The sequence below is a fragment of the Winogradskyella sp. HaHa_3_26 genome (genome assembly GCF_019278425.1).
GTDB lineage: Bacteria > Bacteroidota > Bacteroidia > Flavobacteriales > Flavobacteriaceae > Winogradskyella > Winogradskyella undariae.
The window spans coordinates 1,800,792-1,819,231 of the sequence record NZ_CP058981.1 but is presented as its reverse complement, the minus strand read 5'-3'; the positions used below and the strand labels follow the sequence as shown (position 1 = coordinate 1,819,231).

At 32.6% G+C, this 18,440-nt stretch carries 20 protein-coding genes and 1 tRNA gene; 8 read left to right on the top strand and 13 right to left on the bottom strand.

Annotated features, from left to right (window positions below; translation table 11 throughout):
- Positions 1-6: 6 nt before the first annotated feature.
- Both H0I32_RS07840 and H0I32_RS07835 read right to left on the bottom strand, forming a co-directional pair.
- Positions 7-2,364 (bottom strand): hybrid sensor histidine kinase/response regulator, encoded by a 2,358-nt coding sequence (locus tag H0I32_RS07840; RefSeq protein ID WP_179314206.1) that lies wholly within the window; start codon positions 2,362-2,364, stop codon positions 7-9.
- An 84-nt stretch (positions 2,365-2,448) separates the two neighbouring features.
- Positions 2,449-2,525, bottom strand: a tRNA-Ala gene (locus H0I32_RS07835).
- Between the two features lie 64 nt (positions 2,526-2,589).
- On the opposite strand from H0I32_RS07835, the gene H0I32_RS07830 reads away from it, so the two are divergent.
- The 3 genes from H0I32_RS07830 to H0I32_RS07820 are packed head-to-tail and all read left to right on the top strand — an operon-like array spanning position 2,590 to position 4,634.
- Positions 2,590-3,099 carry a GNAT family N-acetyltransferase gene (locus H0I32_RS07830; protein WP_179314207.1) on the top strand — a complete coding sequence of 170 codons (510 nt, stop codon included), beginning with the start codon at positions 2,590-2,592 and terminating at the stop codon, positions 3,097-3,099.
- Positions 3,096-4,430 (top strand): MATE family efflux transporter, encoded by a 1,335-nt coding sequence (locus H0I32_RS07825; RefSeq protein WP_179314208.1) that lies wholly within the window; start codon positions 3,096-3,098, stop codon positions 4,428-4,430. The genes H0I32_RS07830 and H0I32_RS07825 overlap by 4 nt, the downstream gene beginning before the upstream one ends.
- A gap of 27 nt (positions 4,431-4,457) precedes the next feature.
- On the top strand, positions 4,458-4,634 hold the full coding sequence (locus H0I32_RS07820; RefSeq protein ID WP_179314209.1) for a hypothetical protein: 177 nt from the start codon (positions 4,458-4,460) through the stop codon (positions 4,632-4,634).
- Positions 4,635-4,741: 107 nt separating this feature from the next.
- On the opposite strand, the gene H0I32_RS07815 is transcribed toward H0I32_RS07820, so the two are convergent.
- Positions 4,742-5,371, bottom strand: coding sequence for a 2OG-Fe(II) oxygenase (locus tag H0I32_RS07815; RefSeq protein WP_179314210.1), 630 nt, complete (start codon positions 5,369-5,371; stop codon positions 4,742-4,744).
- 126 nt (positions 5,372-5,497) lie between these two features.
- Between H0I32_RS07815 and H0I32_RS07810 the strand changes: the two genes are divergently transcribed.
- Both H0I32_RS07810 and H0I32_RS07805 read left to right on the top strand, forming a co-directional pair.
- A complete protein-coding gene (locus H0I32_RS07810) occupies positions 5,498-5,950 on the top strand; it encodes a 6-pyruvoyl trahydropterin synthase family protein (protein WP_179314211.1) in 453 nt (150 codons plus the stop codon).
- The gene (locus H0I32_RS07805) at positions 5,943-6,713 is read left to right on the top strand and encodes a UDP-2,3-diacylglucosamine diphosphatase (RefSeq protein ID WP_218841356.1); all 771 of its coding nucleotides are present in this window, start codon (positions 5,943-5,945) and stop codon (positions 6,711-6,713) included. Before H0I32_RS07810 ends, H0I32_RS07805 begins: the two co-directional genes overlap by 8 nt.
- Here the strand turns inward: H0I32_RS07805 and H0I32_RS07800 are convergent.
- From H0I32_RS07800 to H0I32_RS07785, 4 genes are all read right to left on the bottom strand, one after another.
- The gene (locus tag H0I32_RS07800) at positions 6,710-7,987 is read right to left on the bottom strand and encodes an MFS transporter (RefSeq protein WP_179314212.1); all 1,278 of its coding nucleotides are present in this window, start codon (positions 7,985-7,987) and stop codon (positions 6,710-6,712) included. The two genes, H0I32_RS07805 and H0I32_RS07800, sit on opposite strands and share 4 nt — an antisense overlap.
- Positions 7,988-8,063: 76 nt before the next feature.
- Positions 8,064-9,146, bottom strand: coding sequence for an OmpA family protein (locus H0I32_RS07795; RefSeq protein ID WP_179314213.1), 1,083 nt, complete (start codon positions 9,144-9,146; stop codon positions 8,064-8,066).
- A gap of 68 nt (positions 9,147-9,214) precedes the next feature.
- Positions 9,215-10,930 (bottom strand): single-stranded-DNA-specific exonuclease RecJ, encoded by a 1,716-nt coding sequence (gene recJ / locus H0I32_RS07790; protein WP_179314214.1) that lies wholly within the window; start codon positions 10,928-10,930, stop codon positions 9,215-9,217.
- 104 nt (positions 10,931-11,034) lie between these two features.
- Complete coding sequence (locus H0I32_RS07785; protein ID WP_179314215.1) at positions 11,035-11,451, bottom strand: OsmC family protein; 417 nt, start codon at positions 11,449-11,451, stop codon at positions 11,035-11,037.
- 109 nt (positions 11,452-11,560) lie between these two features.
- Between H0I32_RS07785 and H0I32_RS07780 the strand changes: the two genes are divergently transcribed.
- Positions 11,561-12,163 (top strand): carboxymuconolactone decarboxylase family protein, encoded by a 603-nt coding sequence (locus H0I32_RS07780; RefSeq protein WP_179314216.1) that lies wholly within the window; start codon positions 11,561-11,563, stop codon positions 12,161-12,163.
- Positions 12,164-12,251: 88 nt separating this feature from the next.
- Here H0I32_RS07780 and H0I32_RS07775 read toward each other — a convergent pair whose 3' ends face one another.
- The 6 genes from H0I32_RS07775 to H0I32_RS07750 form a co-directional block, all read right to left on the bottom strand.
- Positions 12,252-12,824, bottom strand: coding sequence for a uracil-DNA glycosylase family protein (locus H0I32_RS07775; protein WP_179314217.1), 573 nt, complete (start codon positions 12,822-12,824; stop codon positions 12,252-12,254).
- A 6-nt stretch (positions 12,825-12,830) separates the two neighbouring features.
- The gene (locus H0I32_RS07770) at positions 12,831-14,189 is read right to left on the bottom strand and encodes a dihydrolipoyl dehydrogenase family protein (RefSeq protein WP_179314218.1); all 1,359 of its coding nucleotides are present in this window, start codon (positions 14,187-14,189) and stop codon (positions 12,831-12,833) included.
- Positions 14,190-14,278: 89 nt separating this feature from the next.
- The gene (locus tag H0I32_RS07765) at positions 14,279-14,623 is read right to left on the bottom strand and encodes a HopJ type III effector protein (RefSeq protein ID WP_179314219.1); all 345 of its coding nucleotides are present in this window, start codon (positions 14,621-14,623) and stop codon (positions 14,279-14,281) included.
- Between the two features lie 4 nt (positions 14,624-14,627).
- Positions 14,628-15,302 carry a 16S rRNA (cytidine(1402)-2'-O)-methyltransferase gene (rsmI, locus tag H0I32_RS07760; RefSeq protein ID WP_173587517.1) on the bottom strand — a complete coding sequence of 225 codons (675 nt, stop codon included), beginning with the start codon at positions 15,300-15,302 and terminating at the stop codon, positions 14,628-14,630.
- Between the two features lie 41 nt (positions 15,303-15,343).
- Positions 15,344-15,700, bottom strand: coding sequence for a DoxX family protein (locus H0I32_RS07755; RefSeq protein WP_173587516.1), 357 nt, complete (start codon positions 15,698-15,700; stop codon positions 15,344-15,346).
- Entirely contained in the window at positions 15,700-16,488 is a 789-nt protein-coding gene (locus H0I32_RS07750) for a hypothetical protein (protein ID WP_179314220.1), read from the bottom strand. The genes H0I32_RS07755 and H0I32_RS07750 overlap by 1 nt, the downstream gene beginning before the upstream one ends.
- 188 nt (positions 16,489-16,676) lie before the next feature.
- Between H0I32_RS07750 and H0I32_RS07745 the strand changes: the two genes are divergently transcribed.
- Together H0I32_RS07745 and alr are read left to right on the top strand one after the other, a co-directional pair.
- The gene (locus H0I32_RS07745) at positions 16,677-17,321 is read left to right on the top strand and encodes a thymidine kinase (protein WP_173587514.1); all 645 of its coding nucleotides are present in this window, start codon (positions 16,677-16,679) and stop codon (positions 17,319-17,321) included.
- Entirely contained in the window at positions 17,314-18,420 is a 1,107-nt protein-coding gene (gene alr, locus H0I32_RS07740) for an alanine racemase (protein WP_179314221.1), read from the top strand. Before H0I32_RS07745 ends, alr begins: the two co-directional genes overlap by 8 nt.
- Positions 18,421-18,440: the final 20 nt, after the last annotated feature.

Here is an 18,440-nt window from a genome sequence, read left to right as displayed (position 1 = left end):
GGAGAATTATGCGACGCTTAAGTTGTTGTCAAAACAATATTTTATTTTTTCGAAAAGTAAATCTCTTTTAACAGGTTTAGTCATGTAATCATTCATGCCGATATCTAAAACACGTTGTCTTGTTTCTTCCATAGCATCGGCAGTTACGGCTATTATAGGAATGTTTACAATTGAAGAACCTAGTTCTCCACTTCTAATAAACCTAGTGGCCTCGTAGCCATCCATTACAGGCATTTGTAGATCCATTAAGATTAAGTCATAGACATCATTTTTTAGTGCCTTTAAAGCTTCTCTGCCATTTTCTACCACAGAGAAACTAACACTCGTAAAGCTGCCTAGTAGTTTACGCATCACTAATTGATTTAGTTTATTGTCTTCAACAACTAAAATATGTAACGGTTTTTCGAATATTACAGTACTTTTATTATCAATCGGTGCGCTTTCATTTTTTAATTTCTTAAGCGGTATTTTAATAAAAACATCTGTTCCTTTATCAATTTTGCTTTCAATTTTAATGGAGCCATTATAGAGTTCAATTAAATGTTTAGCAATGGTTAAGCCAAGTCCCATACCTCCAAATTGCCTTTTGTGGTTGAGTTGCATTTGATTAAAACTAACAAATACATTGTCTTTACTGATCTTACTCATACCGACACCAGAATCTGATATTTGAAAGCAGAAACTAGATATATCATTAGGTTGTGGTAAGCATTTTAGTTTTAGAATTATTTGACCATTTTTTGTGAATTTAACAGCATTGGCTAATACATTATTTATAATTTGAACAAATCTATCAGAGTCACCTATGACTTTGGTGGGGATTTCAGAATCCATTTCAAAGGCATATTTAAGTCCTTTTTTATTCGCTTCTGTTTTCCAATTATTACTAATTTGGTTTAATACAATTGAAGGATTAAACTCTTCTTCTCTTAATTTTAGTTCTTTCTTTTCAATTTTTTCAAAATCTAAAACATCATTCACATTACTTAATAAGCTTATGGATGCATTCTTAATTATTTGATATTTTTTTCTGCTTTCTACATCGTTGTCTGCACTTGCTAATTCAATATCTACCATGCCCATTATGGCATTGATAGGTGTGCGTAATTCATGACTTATATTAGACATAAAGTAACTCTTAATCTCACTAATTTCTTCCGATTTTTTTAATGCTAGTTCTTGTGAATGTTCATTATCTAATCTTAATTTTTTTATAAGTTTGGTCATCGAAAGTGAAAGTAGAATGACTTCTATACCTGTTCCAAATTTAGAGCTGTTTTGCGTGTAAAAATTTGTTGGAAGTAAACCCAAATTATTCATTACAAAACCTGTTAAACCGATAACCAAAAATAGAATACCTAAAGAAAAGAAAGGATCGACATAAATACGTTTAAAGCGCATTTTAAAAACTGTAGTAACAATTAAGATAAGACTCAATAACCCATTTAAATTACTTAAGGGGTATGCTAGTTCTAACGTTTTAGAATTGATAAATAACATTAAAAATAAAGTACATATAACACCGTAAATAATATTATAAGCTATTTTAAAGTGTTTTAAGTTTAAATTTACTTTTAAAAAATATTCACAATATTTGAGTAAAAATAGATTCGAAAATAGTGCCGTAATTAAAACAACTCGACTATTTAAATAACCACCATTAGGTAAAATATATTGATGTATAAAGCCGTCTAAAGACATTTGCATTAAAGCAATCGAAAAAGCATACAAACAATAATACAAAAATGTTTTATTGCTTAAACTGGTATAAAAAAACAAATAGATTAAACTCGTTAATAATAAAACACCATAAAACAAGCCTAAAAATAATTGTTGGGTGTAATTTTTATTTATAAAAGAGTCTTCATCATATAAATTAAGTAGAAGGTTTAGGGTTTCTCCATCACTAGATAGGTTGATGTAAAAGAGTTGCTTACTTTGAGCTTTTAGTTTTATTTTGAAAACATTTTCTCTGTGATTAATATCTTTTTTATCAAAAGAAACTTGATCTCCATTTTTAGAAATTTCAATTTCAGATTTAATAGTATATAAATCAACGACGTCTGTTATTGGTCTAGCAGTGACCAAATAATAAGTTTTATCTGTATTTAGAGTGTTTTCTAATCGAAATTTAACCCAATAATTGTTGGTGGTAAAACCAAGGTCGTGATTTTCAGATTGTAAAGTTTGGAACTTTAAATCAGTATTTTGTAATACATCTTCAATAGCAAATTTAGCACGCTCCGTATTTGTGTATTCAGAGTATTCAAATAATTCTCCAGAAGAGCTTTCTGGATTAAATGCAGGTTTTTGCGCATACAAAGTACATGCTAAAAGATAGATAATTAGTATGGTAGGTTTCATGTTAGGGGCATTAAACGGCTGCTAACTTACGCAAAAAATGTTAATATGGTTCTAATTGATAGAAAAGCGCACCCCAAGATGTTTTGGTGGAGAAGATGGGATTCGAACCCACGACCTCTTGACTGCCAGTCAAGCGCTCTAGCCAACTGAGCTACATCCCCATTACAGTTGTAAATATATACTTATTTTTGTTCACTTTTTAAAACTAATTTTTAAGTCAAATTAATGAGTTATAAAATTGAAAAAGCAATAATAGATGATGTTAAATCACTCTTGGTTATTACCAAAGCATGTGCTGAAACAATGATACCTAAAGGTATTTATCAATGGAACGAACATTACCCAAATGCAGCTGCCTTTGCTAAAGATGTTGAACGCGAAGAACTTTATGTGTTGAAAATTAATAATAACATTTTAGGCTGTATTGTAATTTCAAAGCTAATGGACTCTGAGTACGTTCCTGTAAAATGGTTAACTAACAATGTTCATAATGTTTATATTCACAGGTTAGCGGTTCATCCAAAACATCAAGGATTAGGTTATGCCCAAAACCTTATGGATTTCGCTGAGGAATTTGCTACTGAAAACAATTGTAGTTCAATTAGATTAGATACCTTTTCACAGAACAAAAGAAACCAAAAGTTTTACGAACTTCGCGGTTATAAAAAATTAGAGGATATTTATTTTCCAAAGCAAAGTGAATTTCCTTTTCATTGTTATGAATTAGTTCTGTGAGCACACAAATAACTTTAAAACAAATAAATAAACTCGCTATTCCAGCATTAATATCTGGAGTATCCGAGCCTATTCTGTCTTTAACTGATGCCGCTATTATTGGTAATATGGATTATGAGGCCACAACTTCGTTGGCTGCTGTTGGTATTGTTGGAACGTTTTTTTCTATGCTTATTTGGGTTTTAGGTCAAACCCGTAGTGCTATTTCTTCTATCGTGTCTCAATATGTTGGTGCAGACCGTTTAGATGCTGTAAAGAATTTACCAGCTCAGGCAATTTTTATTATTACCGCGTTAAGCTTGATTATTATAGGTGTTACTTATCCTTTTGCTGCACAGATTTTTAAACTTTACAATGCTTCTGGAGAGATCTTAAATTATAGTGTAGCGTATTATCAAATCCGTGTTTTTGGTTTTCCATTTACGTTATTTACTATTGCTGTTTTTGGAACTTTTAGAGGTTTACAAAACACATATTATCCTATGCTTATTGCGATAGTCGGAGCGGCTTCAAACATTGTTTTAGATTTTACTTTTGTTTATGGTATTGAAGGCTTTATTCCTGCAATGCATATAAAAGGTGCGGCTTATGCAAGTGTATTAGCGCAAGTTATTATGGCATTACTTTCTGCATTTTATCTCCTTAAAAAAACAGATATTCCTTTATTAATAAAACTGCCTTTTAATGTTGAAATGAAGCGCTTTGTTGTAATGATAGCGCATTTATTTATTAGAACATTAGCTCTAAACTTAGCTTTATATCTAGCAACGAGTTTTGCTACTAAATATGGAGAAAACTACATTGCAGCTTACACTATTGGGATTAATTTATGGTTTTTAGGCGCCTTTCTTATCGATGGTTATGCTAGTGCAGGTAATATTTTATCTGGTAAATTGTATGGTGCTAAAGATTATAAGAATTTAATTGAGTTGAGTAATAAACTTATTAAATACGGTATTCTAGTCGGTTTGATAATTAGTGTAATAGGTGCGATTTTCTATTACCCAATAGGGCGTATTTTCAGTAATGATGAAGACGTACTCAACCAGTTTTATAATGTTTTTTGGATCATTTTAGCGATGCAACCCTTGTGTGCATTGGCTTTTATTTTCGATGGAGTTTTTAAAGGCTTAGGTAGAATGAAATATCTTAGAAACGTTTTACTATTTTCTACATTGGTTGTTTTTGTACCTATTATATTTTGGACCGATAGTTTAGATTATAAACTTTATGGCATTTTTATTGCTTTTACATTTTGGATGATAGCGCGTGGTTTACCATTGATAATAAAATTCCGTAAAACATTTAAATCACTTGCCGAAAACGCTTAAATTTGATTTATAAATGAATCACTTTAAATGAATCTGTTAATTACATTATTTCAAGAGCTCAACATAGACGAGAAGCTAAAAGAAGCACCCGATGATTATTATAGCATCGGTATTCTAATAGGTAATTTGGTGCCTTTTCTAGTGTTGGTAGCTATTGCCTATATCATTTATAGATATAATAAAAACAGATATAAAGAAGAATAAAATGGATGTACTTAGTTTTTTAGGTGGAAATGGCCTATTTCTTATATTAGGATTAGCACTTGTAATTATATATTTCTACAACAAATACAAAAAACGCTAATACAAATTTACCGTGTTTTTAACCAACCTGTAATACTCAATCTTTGTGTATTTACGGGTTTTACTTCGTGCTCTAATTCCTGACTTTCAAAAATGACAACTTTACCAGGAAAAGGATAGATTACTTTATCTTCACCGTCTAAATAAAGTACCAATTCGCCTCCGTTTTCGGGTTTCCAGTCTTCACTATTTAAATAACATACGAAAGATAACTTACGTCTATCATCATTCTGAAACGTATCTAAATGACGTTTGTAGTAGGTGTCTTTTGGGTAAATAGCGTAATGAAATTCCTTCTGATTTATTCCTAAAAAACAAGTACGGTTTAGGTAATCTTTTAAATCGTTAATTTTATTGAAGAATAATTCTTCCGCAGAATTAATAATATTCTCATTGATCCAAAGAATAATATCACCACGGACTGCTTTTTTTATGAATTTATGGGTTTTATTTCCAATAGCTGCTTTTTTAAACGCATCTTCTTCATACTTTAAAAGCAACGAGTGTCTTAAGGCAATAACTTCATCTTCTGAAAAGAAATCATCAACAATACTATATTTTTGTGATGAAATGTCTGAAATAATACGCTCATAAAGCGGGTTTTCAACAAACGGAATAGCTTCAAAAAGACTACTCAACGTGACTTTTGTAAGAATTTAATCTTTTCATATTATCTTAATAAAATTAAAAAAAGTGAGCAAATGTAATCTAAAAAGCCATTCCTTTTACATTTATAATATCTTTGCATCCTAATTAAAAATAGCATGAGTAAAATACGCATTACAAAACAGTTTTCTTTTGAAGCAGGTCACGCATTATACGGTTACGACGGGAAGTGTAAAAATGTACACGGCCACAGTTACCAACTTTATGTAACCGTAATAGGAACTCCAATTTCTGATACCACAAACGTGAAATACGGAATGGTGATTGATTTTGGGGATTTAAAGAAAATTGTAAAGGAAGAAATTGTGGATGTTTTTGACCATGCTACTGTTTTTAATAAAAATACGCCGCATGTTGAGTTAGCTAGAGAATTACAAATTAGAGATCATAACGTGTTGTTGGTAGATTATCAGCCAACAAGTGAAATGATGGTGATTGATTTTGCTGAAAAAATAAAACAACGTTTACCCAAAACTATAAAATTACATTCATTAAGGCTTTCAGAAACTACATCGTCTTTTGCAGAATGGTACGCATCAGATAATGAATAAATCCAATCATATTACTTTAGCTGAAGGAAAGAAAATTTACTTCGCATCCGATAATCATTTAGGCGCACCAACTAGTGACGCTTCTAAACCACGTGAGAAAAAATTTGTAGCTTGGTTAGATGAAATTAAACACGATGCGGCAGCCATTTTTCTGTTAGGTGATTTATTCGATTTTTGGTTCGAGTATAAAACCGTTGTCCCAAAAGGATTTACAAGAACGCTTGGTAAGCTTGCCGAAATTAGTGATTCCGGAATTCCGATTCACTATTTTGTGGGGAATCACGACTTGTGGATGCATGGTTATTTTGAAGAAGAACTCGGTATTCCTGTATATCATGAACCTAAAGAATTCATGTTTAATGATACTTCTGTTTTTATTGGTCATGGTGATGGTTTAGGGCCAAATGATAAAGGTTACAAACGCATGAAAAAAGTGTTTACCAATCCTGTTTTTAAATGGTTATTTAAATGGATGCATCCTGATATTGGATTGCGTATTGGGCAATATCTATCGGTGAAAAATAAAATGATTTCTGGTGATGATGATGCTACTTTTTTAGGTGAAGAAAATGAATGGTTAGCCGTTTATTGTAAACGTAAATTAGAAGATAAACATAGAGACTATTTTGTATTTGGGCATAGACACTTGCCTTTAGAAATTGATTTGAATGAAAAGTCTAAGTACGTTAACCTGGGCGATTGGATACAATATTATACTTACGGTGTTTTTGATGGTGAAAATTTTGATTTGAAGAAATACTAAGCGATTTCTTCCTCTTTCTCATGTGCTTCGATATCTTTAGTTAAATCGAGATTTCGTAACGTTTTATTTTTAATACCAATGGTGGTTACTGTAATTAAAGTCATGGTGCCACCAAATATAACAGCAACTGCTGGTCCCATTATTTTAGCGGCTAAACCACTTTCAAACGCCCCAAGTTCGTTAGAAGATCCTACAAACATAGAATTTACCGAAGCCACACGCCCTCGCATATGATCGGGTGTTTTTAGTTGTAAAATGGTTTGTCTAATTACCATAGATACACCGTCTGCAACGCCAGATAAAAATAAAGCAACAATACTTACCCAGAAAATTTTAGACATACCAAAGGCTATAATACACAACCCAAAGGCAAAAATAGAAATTAGTAGTTTCTTCCCTGCTTTTCTAGAGATAGGTATATAAGTAGTTAAAAACATAGAGAGAATACTTCCAACCGATATAGAGGCATTTAAAATCCCAAATCCTTTAGAGCCCACATGTAAAACATCTTGTGCAAATACAGAAAGTAAAGCCACAGTTCCGCCAAATAAAACAGCAACCATATCTAAAGATAAAGCGCCTAAAATAGATTTATCACTGTATACAAAACGCAATCCTACTTTTAAACTTTCCTTTACTGATTCGCCAATATTTGGATTTAAAATAGGCTTTTTCTTAATTTGAAATGTAATAATTAAAGACAGGGTTACCATAACAAAAACAATGCATAACGTATAGTCAACACCAATCCAATCTATAGAAAAACCAGCAAAAAGCGCACCTAAAACACTAGCTGCTTTCCAAGTACTACTACTCCAAGTAGCTGCATTAGGATATACTTTTTTAGGTACAATAAGTGCAATTAATGAAAATATGGTCGGTCCAAAAAACGAACGTAAAAACCCACCAAAAAAGACTAAGGCATAGATGCAATATAAAACGGTTGTTGTTTCCCAATGTCCTACCGCTTGCTCCAAAGTTAATAGAAATAAACCTAAGCTAATTAAAGAAAATGCTGCAATGCATAAGGCTAGCAAATTTCGTTTCTCACTTTGGTCTACAATATGGCCAGCAAATAGCGCCATTGTAAATGCAGGTATAATTTCCATTAAACCTATTAATCCTAAATAGAGAGGGTCTTTGGTTAAAGTATAAACTTCCCATTCTATAACAATAAATTGCATAGACCAACCAAAGATTAATAAAAAGCGTAATAATAAAAAGGTATTAAATTCTCTAATCCTTAATGCTGCGTATGGATCGTTTTTTGCCAATGTAATTAAGAGTTGCCAGACCTATCAGATCTGAAATTTATGTCATACAAATGTAGAATAAAGCTTTGATATTTTTTTAGCTTTGAATTAACTTAAAAGTAACACGTCTGTTTTGTAGCCTACCTTCTTCCGTTTCATTGCTTGAAATAGCTTGGGTACTTCCAAAACCAAAAGACTTAATTTTAGTTGCACTTAGACCTTTTGAAATTAAATAACCTTCAACAGCTTTTGCGCGTTGTTCTGATAATTCTTGGTTTCTAGTCGTTAGACCAACGTTATCTGTATGACCGTAAATTTCAATTTTTAAATTTGAATTCTCACTCAAATGTTTATAAAGTTGATTGAGTTCTGCTTTTGAAACTTCTAATAATTCCGCTTTATCAAAGTCGAATAATACATTTTTGAAGGTGTAAACTTTGTTGGCTTTAAGATTTGGTTCTGCTTTAATTTTTGTCTCTTCTTCCTTTTCTAATGGTTCTATGGAAACATCATCTATGTAGTAATAGGAAAATGATTCATAATCCGTTTGTCTTGCTTTACTTTTTTTAGTGTCGGAATTGTTATTGAAATTACCAATAGTAAAATAGTTTTCAAAGCCATCTGCAGTATAAGTAAATGAAATTTCAATCCATTCTTGGTCGTTATTATAAAATTCTTTACTAAATGTTGGACGGTATTTTAAATTAGGAATTCGTTTGGCAAAGTGTTTGGCATTAATATTAACCTTGCTTTTTGAAGCATTAAATTTTTCGGATGTCATCATCATCCCAAATTCTTTTAAAGCAAATCTTGAATTTTCAGCTAAACTGATACAAAATTTCACCTGATACTTTTTACCTCTTTTTAAAGTAGATTTTAAAGATCCTTGAATGTATTCTCTATAATCTTTTTTGAAATAAGTATAGATTCCAGCATAACCTTTTCCTGTTCTGGCTTTTTGATATCCGTTAAAATTTTTGAAGCCCATGTCTTCACTACATGAGTTAAAATAATCCGTTGTTCCATTATTTGGAATTGTCCAATGCTTTACATTTTTATGAAACAACCCCATTGCTCTTGGGCAATCATAGTAATCTTCAAAACTTGGGTTAAGCACAAGATTTTGACTATTAGATATCAAACTGCTAAAAATGAAGAGAATTAATAAGAATTGTTTCATAAGTAATCAACGGAAATTTGATGAGTTATATTTTATACTTACAAGATTTTGAAAACCTATAGGATTTATTATTCTTTTATATCCTTCAACTTTAATTGTAAACTTACATTGCCATTCCAATGGTTTTCATCAATAGCATAAGCAGCACTAAATAGTTTTTTATCTCTAATGATATCTATTTTATCACCTAAACCAAAACCAATACACACAATCTTATTACTTCGAATTTGCTCAGCACAGGCGTTAAAAGATTGCGTTGCTGTAAGTCTAATGTGTTTATCATCTTCCCCTACACATTTTCCCCAACCTGTATCTTTTAAGTTTTGCGACATAAAAGTTGGCGACATATTTCCGGGGCCAAAAGGGGCGAATTGCTTTAGAATTCGCATTAATTTATCATCGATTTCCCCGAGTTCAATATCTAAATCTATTTTTAACTCTTCCATTAATAATTTAGGATCAATGGTTTCTTTTACCACACTTTCAAACTTGGCTTTAAAAGCATCATAATTTTCTGGTAGCAAGGTTAAACCTGCCGCATATTTATGACCACCAAATTGTTCAATATGTTCCGAACAAGCTTCGAGTGCATTATACACATCAAATCCTTTTACAGAACGTGCCGAAGCGGCTAATTTATCACCACTTTTTGTAAAGACTAAAGTGGGTCTATAATACGTTTCTATTAAACGTGAAGCCACAATCCCAATAACACCTTTGTGCCAAGATTCATCATAAACAACGGTTGTAAAGCCTTCTTGTTCTTTGTTGTCTTCAATTTGAACTAAAGCTTCTTCGGTAATACGTTTATCAGTTTCTCTTCGGTCAGAATTATAATCTTCAATTTCCAAAGCATAAGTTTCTGCAAGATTAAAATCGGTTTCAGATAATAGTCTAACCGCATAATTACCATGTTTCATTCGTCCTGCCGCATTAATACGTGGTGCGATGGTAAATACAACATCTGTAATGGTAAGAATATCTTTTTTAACCAGGTTGATAATAGCTTTCATTCCTGGTCTAGGATTGGTGTTAATAACCTGTAATCCTAAATAGGCTAAAGCTCTATTTTCATCTACAATAGGTACAATATCTGCTCCGACAGCAGTAGCGACCAAATCGAGATACTCGGTTAAATCTTCAGCAGTTTGTCCTTGGTTTGCAGCTAAAGCGGTAATCAGTTTAAAGCCCACACCACAACCACATAATTCTTTAAATGGATATTCGCAATCTTCCCGTTTTGGGTCTAAAACGGCAACAGCATCCGGAATTTCAGCTCCTGGTCTATGGTGATCACAAATTATAAAATCAATCCCTTTTTCATTGGCATAGGCTACTTTATCAATGGCTTTAATTCCACAATCGAGCGCGATTATTAAAGAAAATCCATTATCGTCTGCAAAGTCAATTCCTTTATACGATACGCCGTAACCTTCGTCATAGCGGTCTGGAATATAAGTTGCAATACTATCTATTCGTGTTTTTAAATAGGTAGACATTAAGGCTACAGATGTTGTTCCGTCTACATCATAATCGCCATAAACCATCACGTTCTCACCTGCTGTTATGGCGCGTTCAATACGTACAACAGCTTTATCCATATCTTTCATTAAGTAAGGATCGTGAAGATCTTTAAAACTTGGTCTAAAGAATTTTTTAGCCGCATCGTAAGTATCAATATTGCGTTGTAATAACAAGGTTGCAACGGTATCATCTACTTTGAGTGCTGCTTTTAGTTCTTCAACTTTTGAAGCTTGTGGTTTTGGTTTTAATGTCCAACGCATATTTAGCTAAAATAAATTGATGTTTAATGTCTGGTCGAGCGCAGTAGAGACCTAATGTTAATAGGTTCATAAATCCTTCGACGGCGCTCAAAATGACTTGTTTTTTAATGAAAATGAATATTGGTTTCAACAGTTGCAAAACGACGAAACATTTCCATAACGCCACAGTATTTTTCTACAGATAAATTAACGGCGCGTTCACATTTTTTTTCGTTTGAATCTGCTCCGTAAAAATGATAATCCACAGTAACGGTATGGTAATACTTAGGATGTTCGTCTGTTAATTCACCTGAAACATCCATTTTAAAATCTTTAATTTCAACTTTCATTTTATCTAAAGTAGAAATAACATCCAAGCCAGAACAGCCTGCTAAAGAAGATAGCATCATGGCTTTTGGAGACAGGCCATTTCTTTGATCGGTACCTTCAATATTTGTATCCATAAGGACTGTTTTTCCACTTGGATTATCAGATTCAAAAGTTAATCCACCTTTCCAATTTGTCGTGATTTTATGTTGCATAATTTCTGATTTTAAAAGTTATATATAGTTGAAGTGTTTAAGGCTGTATTTTTGTTAAATCTTAAAATACTATCTTAGTTACCTCAAAAATACTACTAAAAAAATAACTATGGCATTAGTAACACCTTTGTCTGCTGAGCACGATTTAGAAACCAAAGCATTAGCAGAATTCTTTAATGAAACTCTTGGATTTTGTCCTAATTCGGTTTTAACCATGCAACGCAGACCCGCAATAAGTAAAGCGTTTATCAATTTGAATAAAGCCGTTATGGCTAATGAAGGTCGAGTGACCTCAGCTTTAAAACGTATGATTGCTTGGGTAAGTAGTAATGCAACGGGTTGTCGTTATTGCCAAGCGCACGCCATTAGAGCTGCGGAACGTTATGGTGCGGAACAAGAGCAGTTAGATAATATTTGGGAATATAGGACGCACGCTGCTTTTAACGATGCAGAACGTGCTGCTTTAGATTTTAGTTTGGCAGCAAGCCAAGTGCCAAATGCCGTAAATGCTGAAATAAAAGCCCGTTTATACGAACATTGGGATGAAGGTGAAATTGTAGAAATGTTAGGGGTAATTTCACTTTTTGGTTATTTAAACCGTTGGAATGATTCTATGGGAACTTCGATTGAAGAAGGTGCTGTTGAAAGTGGTGAAAAATATTTAGGAAAACATGGTTACGAAGTTGGTAAACATGATGGATCGGAATATTAGATTTTAAACACTTTATTTTTTAAATAAATAAGAAAAAAACCTTACTGGAAACAGTGAGGTTTTTCTGTGTTATTTTAAATATAAAGCATTAAGAAAGTAGTGATTTTACCTTCTTTTGTAATTCAGGAACAACCAATTCCTCAAACCAAGGATTTTTACTTCTCCAAAACCTATTGGTTGGTGATGGATGTGGAATTGGAAAATATTCGGGTAGATATTCCTTATAATCGCCAACGGTTTCTGTTAATGTGCATTTTGCTTTCTCTTTTAAATAATATTTTTGGGCATAAGCACCAATTAAAATAATCAATTCCACATTTGGCATTTTATTTAATAATGCATTGTGCCATTTTGGTGCACACTCTGGTCGTGGAGGTAAATCTCCTGTTTTTGCTTTTCCTGGATAACAAAACCCCATAGGTATAATGGCGAAGTTTTTAACATTGTAAAATTGTGCTTCTGTAACCTTAAGCCATTCTCTTAATCTTTTACCGCTTTGGTCGTCCCAAGGAATTCCGGATTTATGAACCTTAGTTCCCGGTGCCTGCCCAATAATTACAATTTTAGAATTGCTATTTGCGGTTACTATAGGTCTTGGATCTAATGGTAAATGTGCTTTACAGATAGTACATTGGCTTATGTTGTGCAGTAAGTCTTTCATAATTTATTACTCATCCTTCAGCATGCTTTTTAAATCATTAGCGTAGGATGGATATGTAAAGATCTGTTTTTTAAATTCATTTGTAGTTAAACCTTCATTTATAGCAACCGTTAAAATATTAATAGTTTCATTGGCTTGTGCGCTTAATAAATGAGCACCCACAATTTTATTTGTACGTTCGTTAACTATTATTTTATAGGCATAAGCTTCTGCATTTTCCTTTTTGGCATTGTACCATTTTGAGGCATCACCTTTATAAATTTTTACATTTTTATAGCGACTTTTAGCTTCTTCTTCAGAGTAACCAACCGTAGCCAATTGTGGATGTGTAAAAACGACAGAGGGTACTAAAGGGTTTTCAAATTCCTTAGTATTACCATTTATAATATTGTGGCCAGCAATGTAGCCTTGCAGGCCCGATAATGGTGTTAAAGGTAAAGATTTATTAGAAACATCACCACAAGCATATACGTTTTCATTACTTGTGCTTTGCATAAAGTCGTTTACTAAAATACCCGAATCGTCTGCCTTAACGTTGGCTTGTTCTAAATCTAGTTTATCAATAGCAGGGACACGTCCAGCAGTATTAAAAACCTTTTTAGCTTTTATAGTTTTAGATTTGCCTCCTTTTTGAAATGTTAATTTTAAGTTTTTCTTACCTTTTTTAATGTTTTCAGGTTGTACATCGTATATAAATTGAACACCTCTTTTTTCTAAAACCTTCGTTAGTTTTTCGACTAAAAACGAATCAAATTGCGATAATACTTGTTGTCCAATTTCAATCATTGTCACTTTGCACCCCATTGTAGAAAGCATGTAGCAAAATTCCATACCAACATAACCTGAACCAATGAATATGGCTGATTCAGGAATTTTTTTCAACTTTAAAATAGCATCACTTGTTTGTAGAAATTCAGCACCTTTAAACTCAAGAGTTCTTGGTACAAAACCTGTTGCAATTACAAACTTATCAGCAGAAATAGTTTTGCCTTCTACAGTAATTTCGTTTTTACTGATGAATTTTGGGGATTGATGGTATAAGTCAATCCCAAGATCTACCAAGTTATTTTCAGTAGATAAAGGAACAGGTTTTGTGAAAGTAGATTTGAATTTCTGAACGGCTTTCCATTTAATTTTGGGTCCATTTTTAATCCCTAAACTTTCAAGTTGCTTAGCTTTTTGCTCTAAATCGGCAAATTGCATTAATACTTTTTTAGGATCGCAACCTCTTGTGGCGCAAGTACCGCCAAATTCTCGTTTATCTGAAATAGCAACTGTTTTTCCGGCTGCAATACAAGCTTTTGCTGCGGTTTGTCCGGCAATACCACTTCCAATTACAAATACGTCGTAATGTATAGTTTCCATAGTTTTATTTTGAAATAGAAAATTATGGAAACTAAGCGGAAAAGACTGATGCTGATGAGGTAAAGATTAACCCAATTACGAAAAATGGGTTATTTCTTTTTTAAAGGAAAGATTTCAAAATGTAAACCCGTAAAACCTGTTGTTATAAAATTTCTAATATTTTGATGTCCTGCTCCTGTTGGGTTTATTAAAACATCTTCAAAATAATAAGTTCCAAAACAAGCTAAGGTTTCTTCTTTTGTTAAATTTTGATCTACAGCAAAGGCAAATAATTTACAAGATCCTGAATTTTGATCTACTACATTTTTTAAAGTTCCATTTGTAAAAGTGGTTGGTGTAAATTGGTAATAGGTTTCTATTACGGCCATTGTTTCAGAAAAATCAATCTGTTTTGGATTCGATTTAAGTTTGGCTAAAAAATCTTCTAAAGTCATATTTCTATTTATGTTTTCCGTCTACAACAATTACAATTTCGCCTTTAGGTGGTTTGTTGGTATAATGCTCTAAGACTTCTTTTGCGGTTCCTCTTATGGTTTCTTCGTAAAGTTTAGTAATTTCTCTAGAAACAGAAACCAATCGGTCTTCACCAAAATATTCGCAAAAATGGCCTAAGGTTTTAATTAACTTGTGTGGACTTTCGTAAAAAATAATAGTTCTTGTTTCTTCTGCTAAAAGTAACAGTCTTGTTTGCCTTCCTTTTTTAACAGGAAGAAAACCTTCAAAAACAAACTTATCGTTTGGTAATCCGCTATTAACCAAAGCGGGTACAAATGCGGTTGCGCCAGGTAGGCAATCCACTTCTATATGATGTTCTACACAAGCTCTTACTAGTAGAAACCCTGGGTCGGAAATAGCAGGTGTTCCTGCATCACTAATTACAGCTATTGTTAATCCTGCTTTAAGTTTTTCTATTAAATGGTCAACCGTTTTATGCTCGTTATGCATATGGTGACTTTGCATATGTGTGGTAATTTCAAAATGCTTTAAAAGTTTACCTGAAGTTCTAGTGTCTTCGGCTAAAATTAAATCTACTTCTTTTAAAACCTCGACAGCTCTAAAAGTGATATCTTTTAAATTTCCAATTGGTGTCGGTACTAAGTAAAGTTTACTCATATTTATTTCTCGCGAAATCGAGAATATTTTATAATTATTATCTAGTCTCTTAAATATTTACCTAAAAAGTAGGACGGAAAAAGGACTACTAATCCGTAAAATGAAAAGCCAAAAATACCATGACCAGCATAATGGTGTGCTGCAGTTGCTAAAACTAAATCAAAGAAGAAGCCAGCATAAGCCCATTCTGTAAGCCACTTACTTTTTCGCCATAAAACCATTGCAATACCAAGAAGTTTTAAAATAGCGAGTGGAATAACAAAATAACTAGGATAGTTTAGACTTTCAAAATAACCTTTTGTCATTTCTGTGTTTAACAGATACATCTGTGCTGAATACAGAAAAATTAAGCATAATAATACTGTACAAAACCAATAAATAATTTGTTTGATTCTCATTAATTAAATTTTCCTTCAATTAGTTGAAGAAAACGTTCTTCATATTCTTCTTTTCCTTTCCAATTATTATAGTCTGGTTTTACCATTTCTATAATTAAAGATTTAGCTTCTGGTAAAGTTGCTGTGGTATTAATTTGAGAAATTACACGATCATAATCTTCACTTTCTCCTTCAAATAAATGTTTAATAAAAGCTAATTTGTCGTTAAGTCCTACTTTTAAGTTTTGCCCTTTCAGTTTATCGTTTAATGATTTGTTTGCTGATTCTACTTCGTTTATTTCAACTTCACGCTTTTGTGCTTCTTCAATAGGTTCAAATTCTGGCATTTTATCAAAACCAGAAGTAATGGTTTCAAACTCAATTGAAGATTGTTGTGTTTCGGTTTCTTCTGGTAAGACTTTTTCTGGTGTTGGTATTTTTTCAACTACAGGTTTTTCTTTAACCTCTTCATCGGGCATATGAGATACTAAGTCTTTAATCTTAGTCATCACAGGTTCCATTATAGCCTCATCTTCGGTTTCATCTAAATGAACATAAGTCTTATCTTCAATTTCTATGTTGTCACTATATTTATTGTTGAAAGCGGTTTCTAACATGTCGAAAAAAGAAGAATCATGACCAATTGTTGGAAGTCTGTCTTCAAAGTTATCTTTTGCAAATTTTAAAACCGTCAGTTTCTCATAGAGCACAGCAACTTCTTCGTGAAGTTTATTGATGTCTTCTCTGCCTGTTAATTTTAGAATCCTATGGGCAATACTTACTAATTCTGATTCTAATTTCTTTTTCATAGTTCTAAATTTTTATAATGAAGCACTTTAGCATTTTTTAGTTTTGAAAATCAATTCTTACACCAAATAAAAGAGGAATATAGTCTCTTTATTTTCTTTTCGTAAGTTTTGCTTTCTATTTTTTAATAAATTTGTCTCACCTTTATAAAATCGAAGATCGATCTTTGATTTAGTGCTAAAATTACAAAATGTTTCTCGAAAATACAGTAAATCAGAAAGAACAATTTGGGTGGATTGAAGTCATCTGCGGATCTATGTTTTCCGGTAAAACGGAAGAATTAATTCGTCGGTTAAAACGTGCCCAATTTGCAAAACAAAAAGTTGAAATTTTCAAACCCGCTGTAGATGTGCGTTACGACGAAGAAATGGTTGTTTCTCACGATGCTAATGAAATTCGCTCTACACCAGTTCCTGCTGCTGCAAATATTCCAATATTAGCAGACGGTTGTGATGTGGTTGGTATTGATGAAGCGCAATTCTTTGATGATGAAATTGTACGTGTTTGTAATGATTTAGCAAACAAAGGAATCCGAGTTATTGTTGCGGGTTTAGATATGGATTTTAAAGGTAACCCTTTTGGACCTATGCCTAATCTTATGGCAACAGCAGAATACGTTACTAAGGTGCATGCGGTTTGTACAAAAACAGGAAATTTAGCACAATATAGTCATAGAAAAACGCTAAGTGATGAGTTAGTTTTACTTGGTGAAGTTGATGAATATGAACCCTTAAGTAGAGCAGCGTATTATAAAAGTATTCAAAGAGATAAATTAAGGCAGCTTAATGTAAATGATGCAAAGGAAATGGACTCTAAAGAAGACGATAATGCCTAAAGCGCAGGAAACAGTTCTCGAAATTGATTTAAGTGCATTAACTCAAAATTACAACTACTTAAAATCTAAATTACAGCCAGAAACTAAGTTTTTAGCGGTAGTAAAAGCCTATGCCTACGGAAGTGATTCTGTAGAATTGGCAAAGCATCTTCAGAAATTAGGTGCCGATTATTTTGCTGTTGCATACACCCAAGAAGGTATTGCTTTAAGAGATGCAGGAGTTACAACACCTATTTTGGTTTTGCATCCGCAGTCTTTAAATGCAGAAACTTTAATTGATAGATGTTTAGAGCCTAGTATTTATAGCGCTAGACTATTAAACGATTTTATAGCTGTAGCAGAACAACGTGGTCAGAAAAATTACCCTGTTCATATTAAATTCAATACAGGTTTAAATCGTTTAGGGTTTGACGAGAAGGATGTCGAGTCTATTGTGTCTCAATTAAAAGCGACTACAGCCGTACAAGCAAAATCATTATTTTCTCATTTGGCAGCGAGTGAAGATCTTGAAGAAAAAGATTTTACAGAGCAACAAATAAAAACCTTCAAATCTATAACTGAAAATTTTAAAACAAAATCAGGAACGGAGCCTTGGTTACATTTATGTAATACTTCAGGAATTATTAATTATCCTGAAGCACATTTCAATATGGTGCGAAGTGGAATTGGACTCTATGGTTTTGGGAATTCGGAAGAAGAAGATAAAAATTTTAAGCCTATTGCTAGTTTGAAATCGGTTGTTTCTCAAATTCATAACGTTGAAAAAGGGAAATCTGTCGGTTATAATAGGGCTTATACTTCAAATAATAACGAAAGAATTGCTACAATCCCAATTGGTCATGCTGATGGTATCAGTCGTATTTATGGCAACAAAAAAGGATTTGTATTTATAAATGGAGAAAAAGCATATATCATTGGTAATGTGTGTATGGACATGATTATGGTAGATGTTACTGACATTAACTGTAAAGAAGGTGATGAGGTAATTGTCTTCGATGCCACTCATAAAGTTAATGATCTTGCGGAATCTGCAGGTACAATTTCTTATGAAATTCTAACAGCATTATCGCAACGTATCAAACGCGTTTTTCTACCGTAATAATCTTTTTGTTAACTTCT

What these genes read in the sequence shown, in the direction of transcription:
- recJ (WP_179314214.1), bottom strand. Translation starts at nt 10,930, where the DNA reads ATGCGTTGGACATTAAAACCAAAACCACAAGCTTCAAAAGTTGAAGAA.
- H0I32_RS07765 (WP_179314219.1), bottom strand. Translation starts at nt 14,623, where the DNA reads ATGACTTTAGAAGATTTTTTAGCCAAACTTAAATCGAATCCAAAACAG.
- H0I32_RS07805 (WP_218841356.1), top strand. Translation starts at nt 5,943, where the DNA reads ATGAATAAATCCAATCATATTACTTTAGCTGAAGGAAAGAAAATTTAC.
- H0I32_RS07745 (WP_173587514.1), top strand. Translation starts at nt 16,677, where the DNA reads ATGTTTCTCGAAAATACAGTAAATCAGAAAGAACAATTTGGGTGGATT.
- H0I32_RS07795 (WP_179314213.1), bottom strand. Translation starts at nt 9,146, where the DNA reads ATGAAACAATTCTTATTAATTCTCTTCATTTTTAGCAGTTTGATATCT.
- H0I32_RS07775 (WP_179314217.1), bottom strand. Translation starts at nt 12,824, where the DNA reads ATGAAAGACTTACTGCACAACATAAGCCAATGTACTATCTGTAAAGCA.
- H0I32_RS07770 (WP_179314218.1), bottom strand. Translation starts at nt 14,189, where the DNA reads ATGGAAACTATACATTACGACGTATTTGTAATTGGAAGTGGTATTGCC.
- H0I32_RS07810 (WP_179314211.1), top strand. Translation starts at nt 5,498, where the DNA reads ATGAGTAAAATACGCATTACAAAACAGTTTTCTTTTGAAGCAGGTCAC.
- H0I32_RS07820 (WP_179314209.1), top strand. Translation starts at nt 4,458, where the DNA reads ATGAATCTGTTAATTACATTATTTCAAGAGCTCAACATAGACGAGAAG.
- rsmI (WP_173587517.1), bottom strand. Translation starts at nt 15,302, where the DNA reads ATGAGTAAACTTTACTTAGTACCGACACCAATTGGAAATTTAAAAGAT.
- H0I32_RS07780 (WP_179314216.1), top strand. Translation starts at nt 11,561, where the DNA reads ATGGCATTAGTAACACCTTTGTCTGCTGAGCACGATTTAGAAACCAAA.
- H0I32_RS07840 (WP_179314206.1), bottom strand. Translation starts at nt 2,364, where the DNA reads ATGAAACCTACCATACTAATTATCTATCTTTTAGCATGTACTTTGTAT.
- H0I32_RS07785 (WP_179314215.1), bottom strand. Translation starts at nt 11,451, where the DNA reads ATGCAACATAAAATCACGACAAATTGGAAAGGTGGATTAACTTTTGAA.
- H0I32_RS07755 (WP_173587516.1), bottom strand. Translation starts at nt 15,700, where the DNA reads ATGAGAATCAAACAAATTATTTATTGGTTTTGTACAGTATTATTATGC.
- H0I32_RS07750 (WP_179314220.1), bottom strand. Translation starts at nt 16,488, where the DNA reads ATGAAAAAGAAATTAGAATCAGAATTAGTAAGTATTGCCCATAGGATT.
- alr (WP_179314221.1), top strand. Translation starts at nt 17,314, where the DNA reads ATGCCTAAAGCGCAGGAAACAGTTCTCGAAATTGATTTAAGTGCATTA.
- H0I32_RS07830 (WP_179314207.1), top strand. Translation starts at nt 2,590, where the DNA reads ATGAGTTATAAAATTGAAAAAGCAATAATAGATGATGTTAAATCACTC.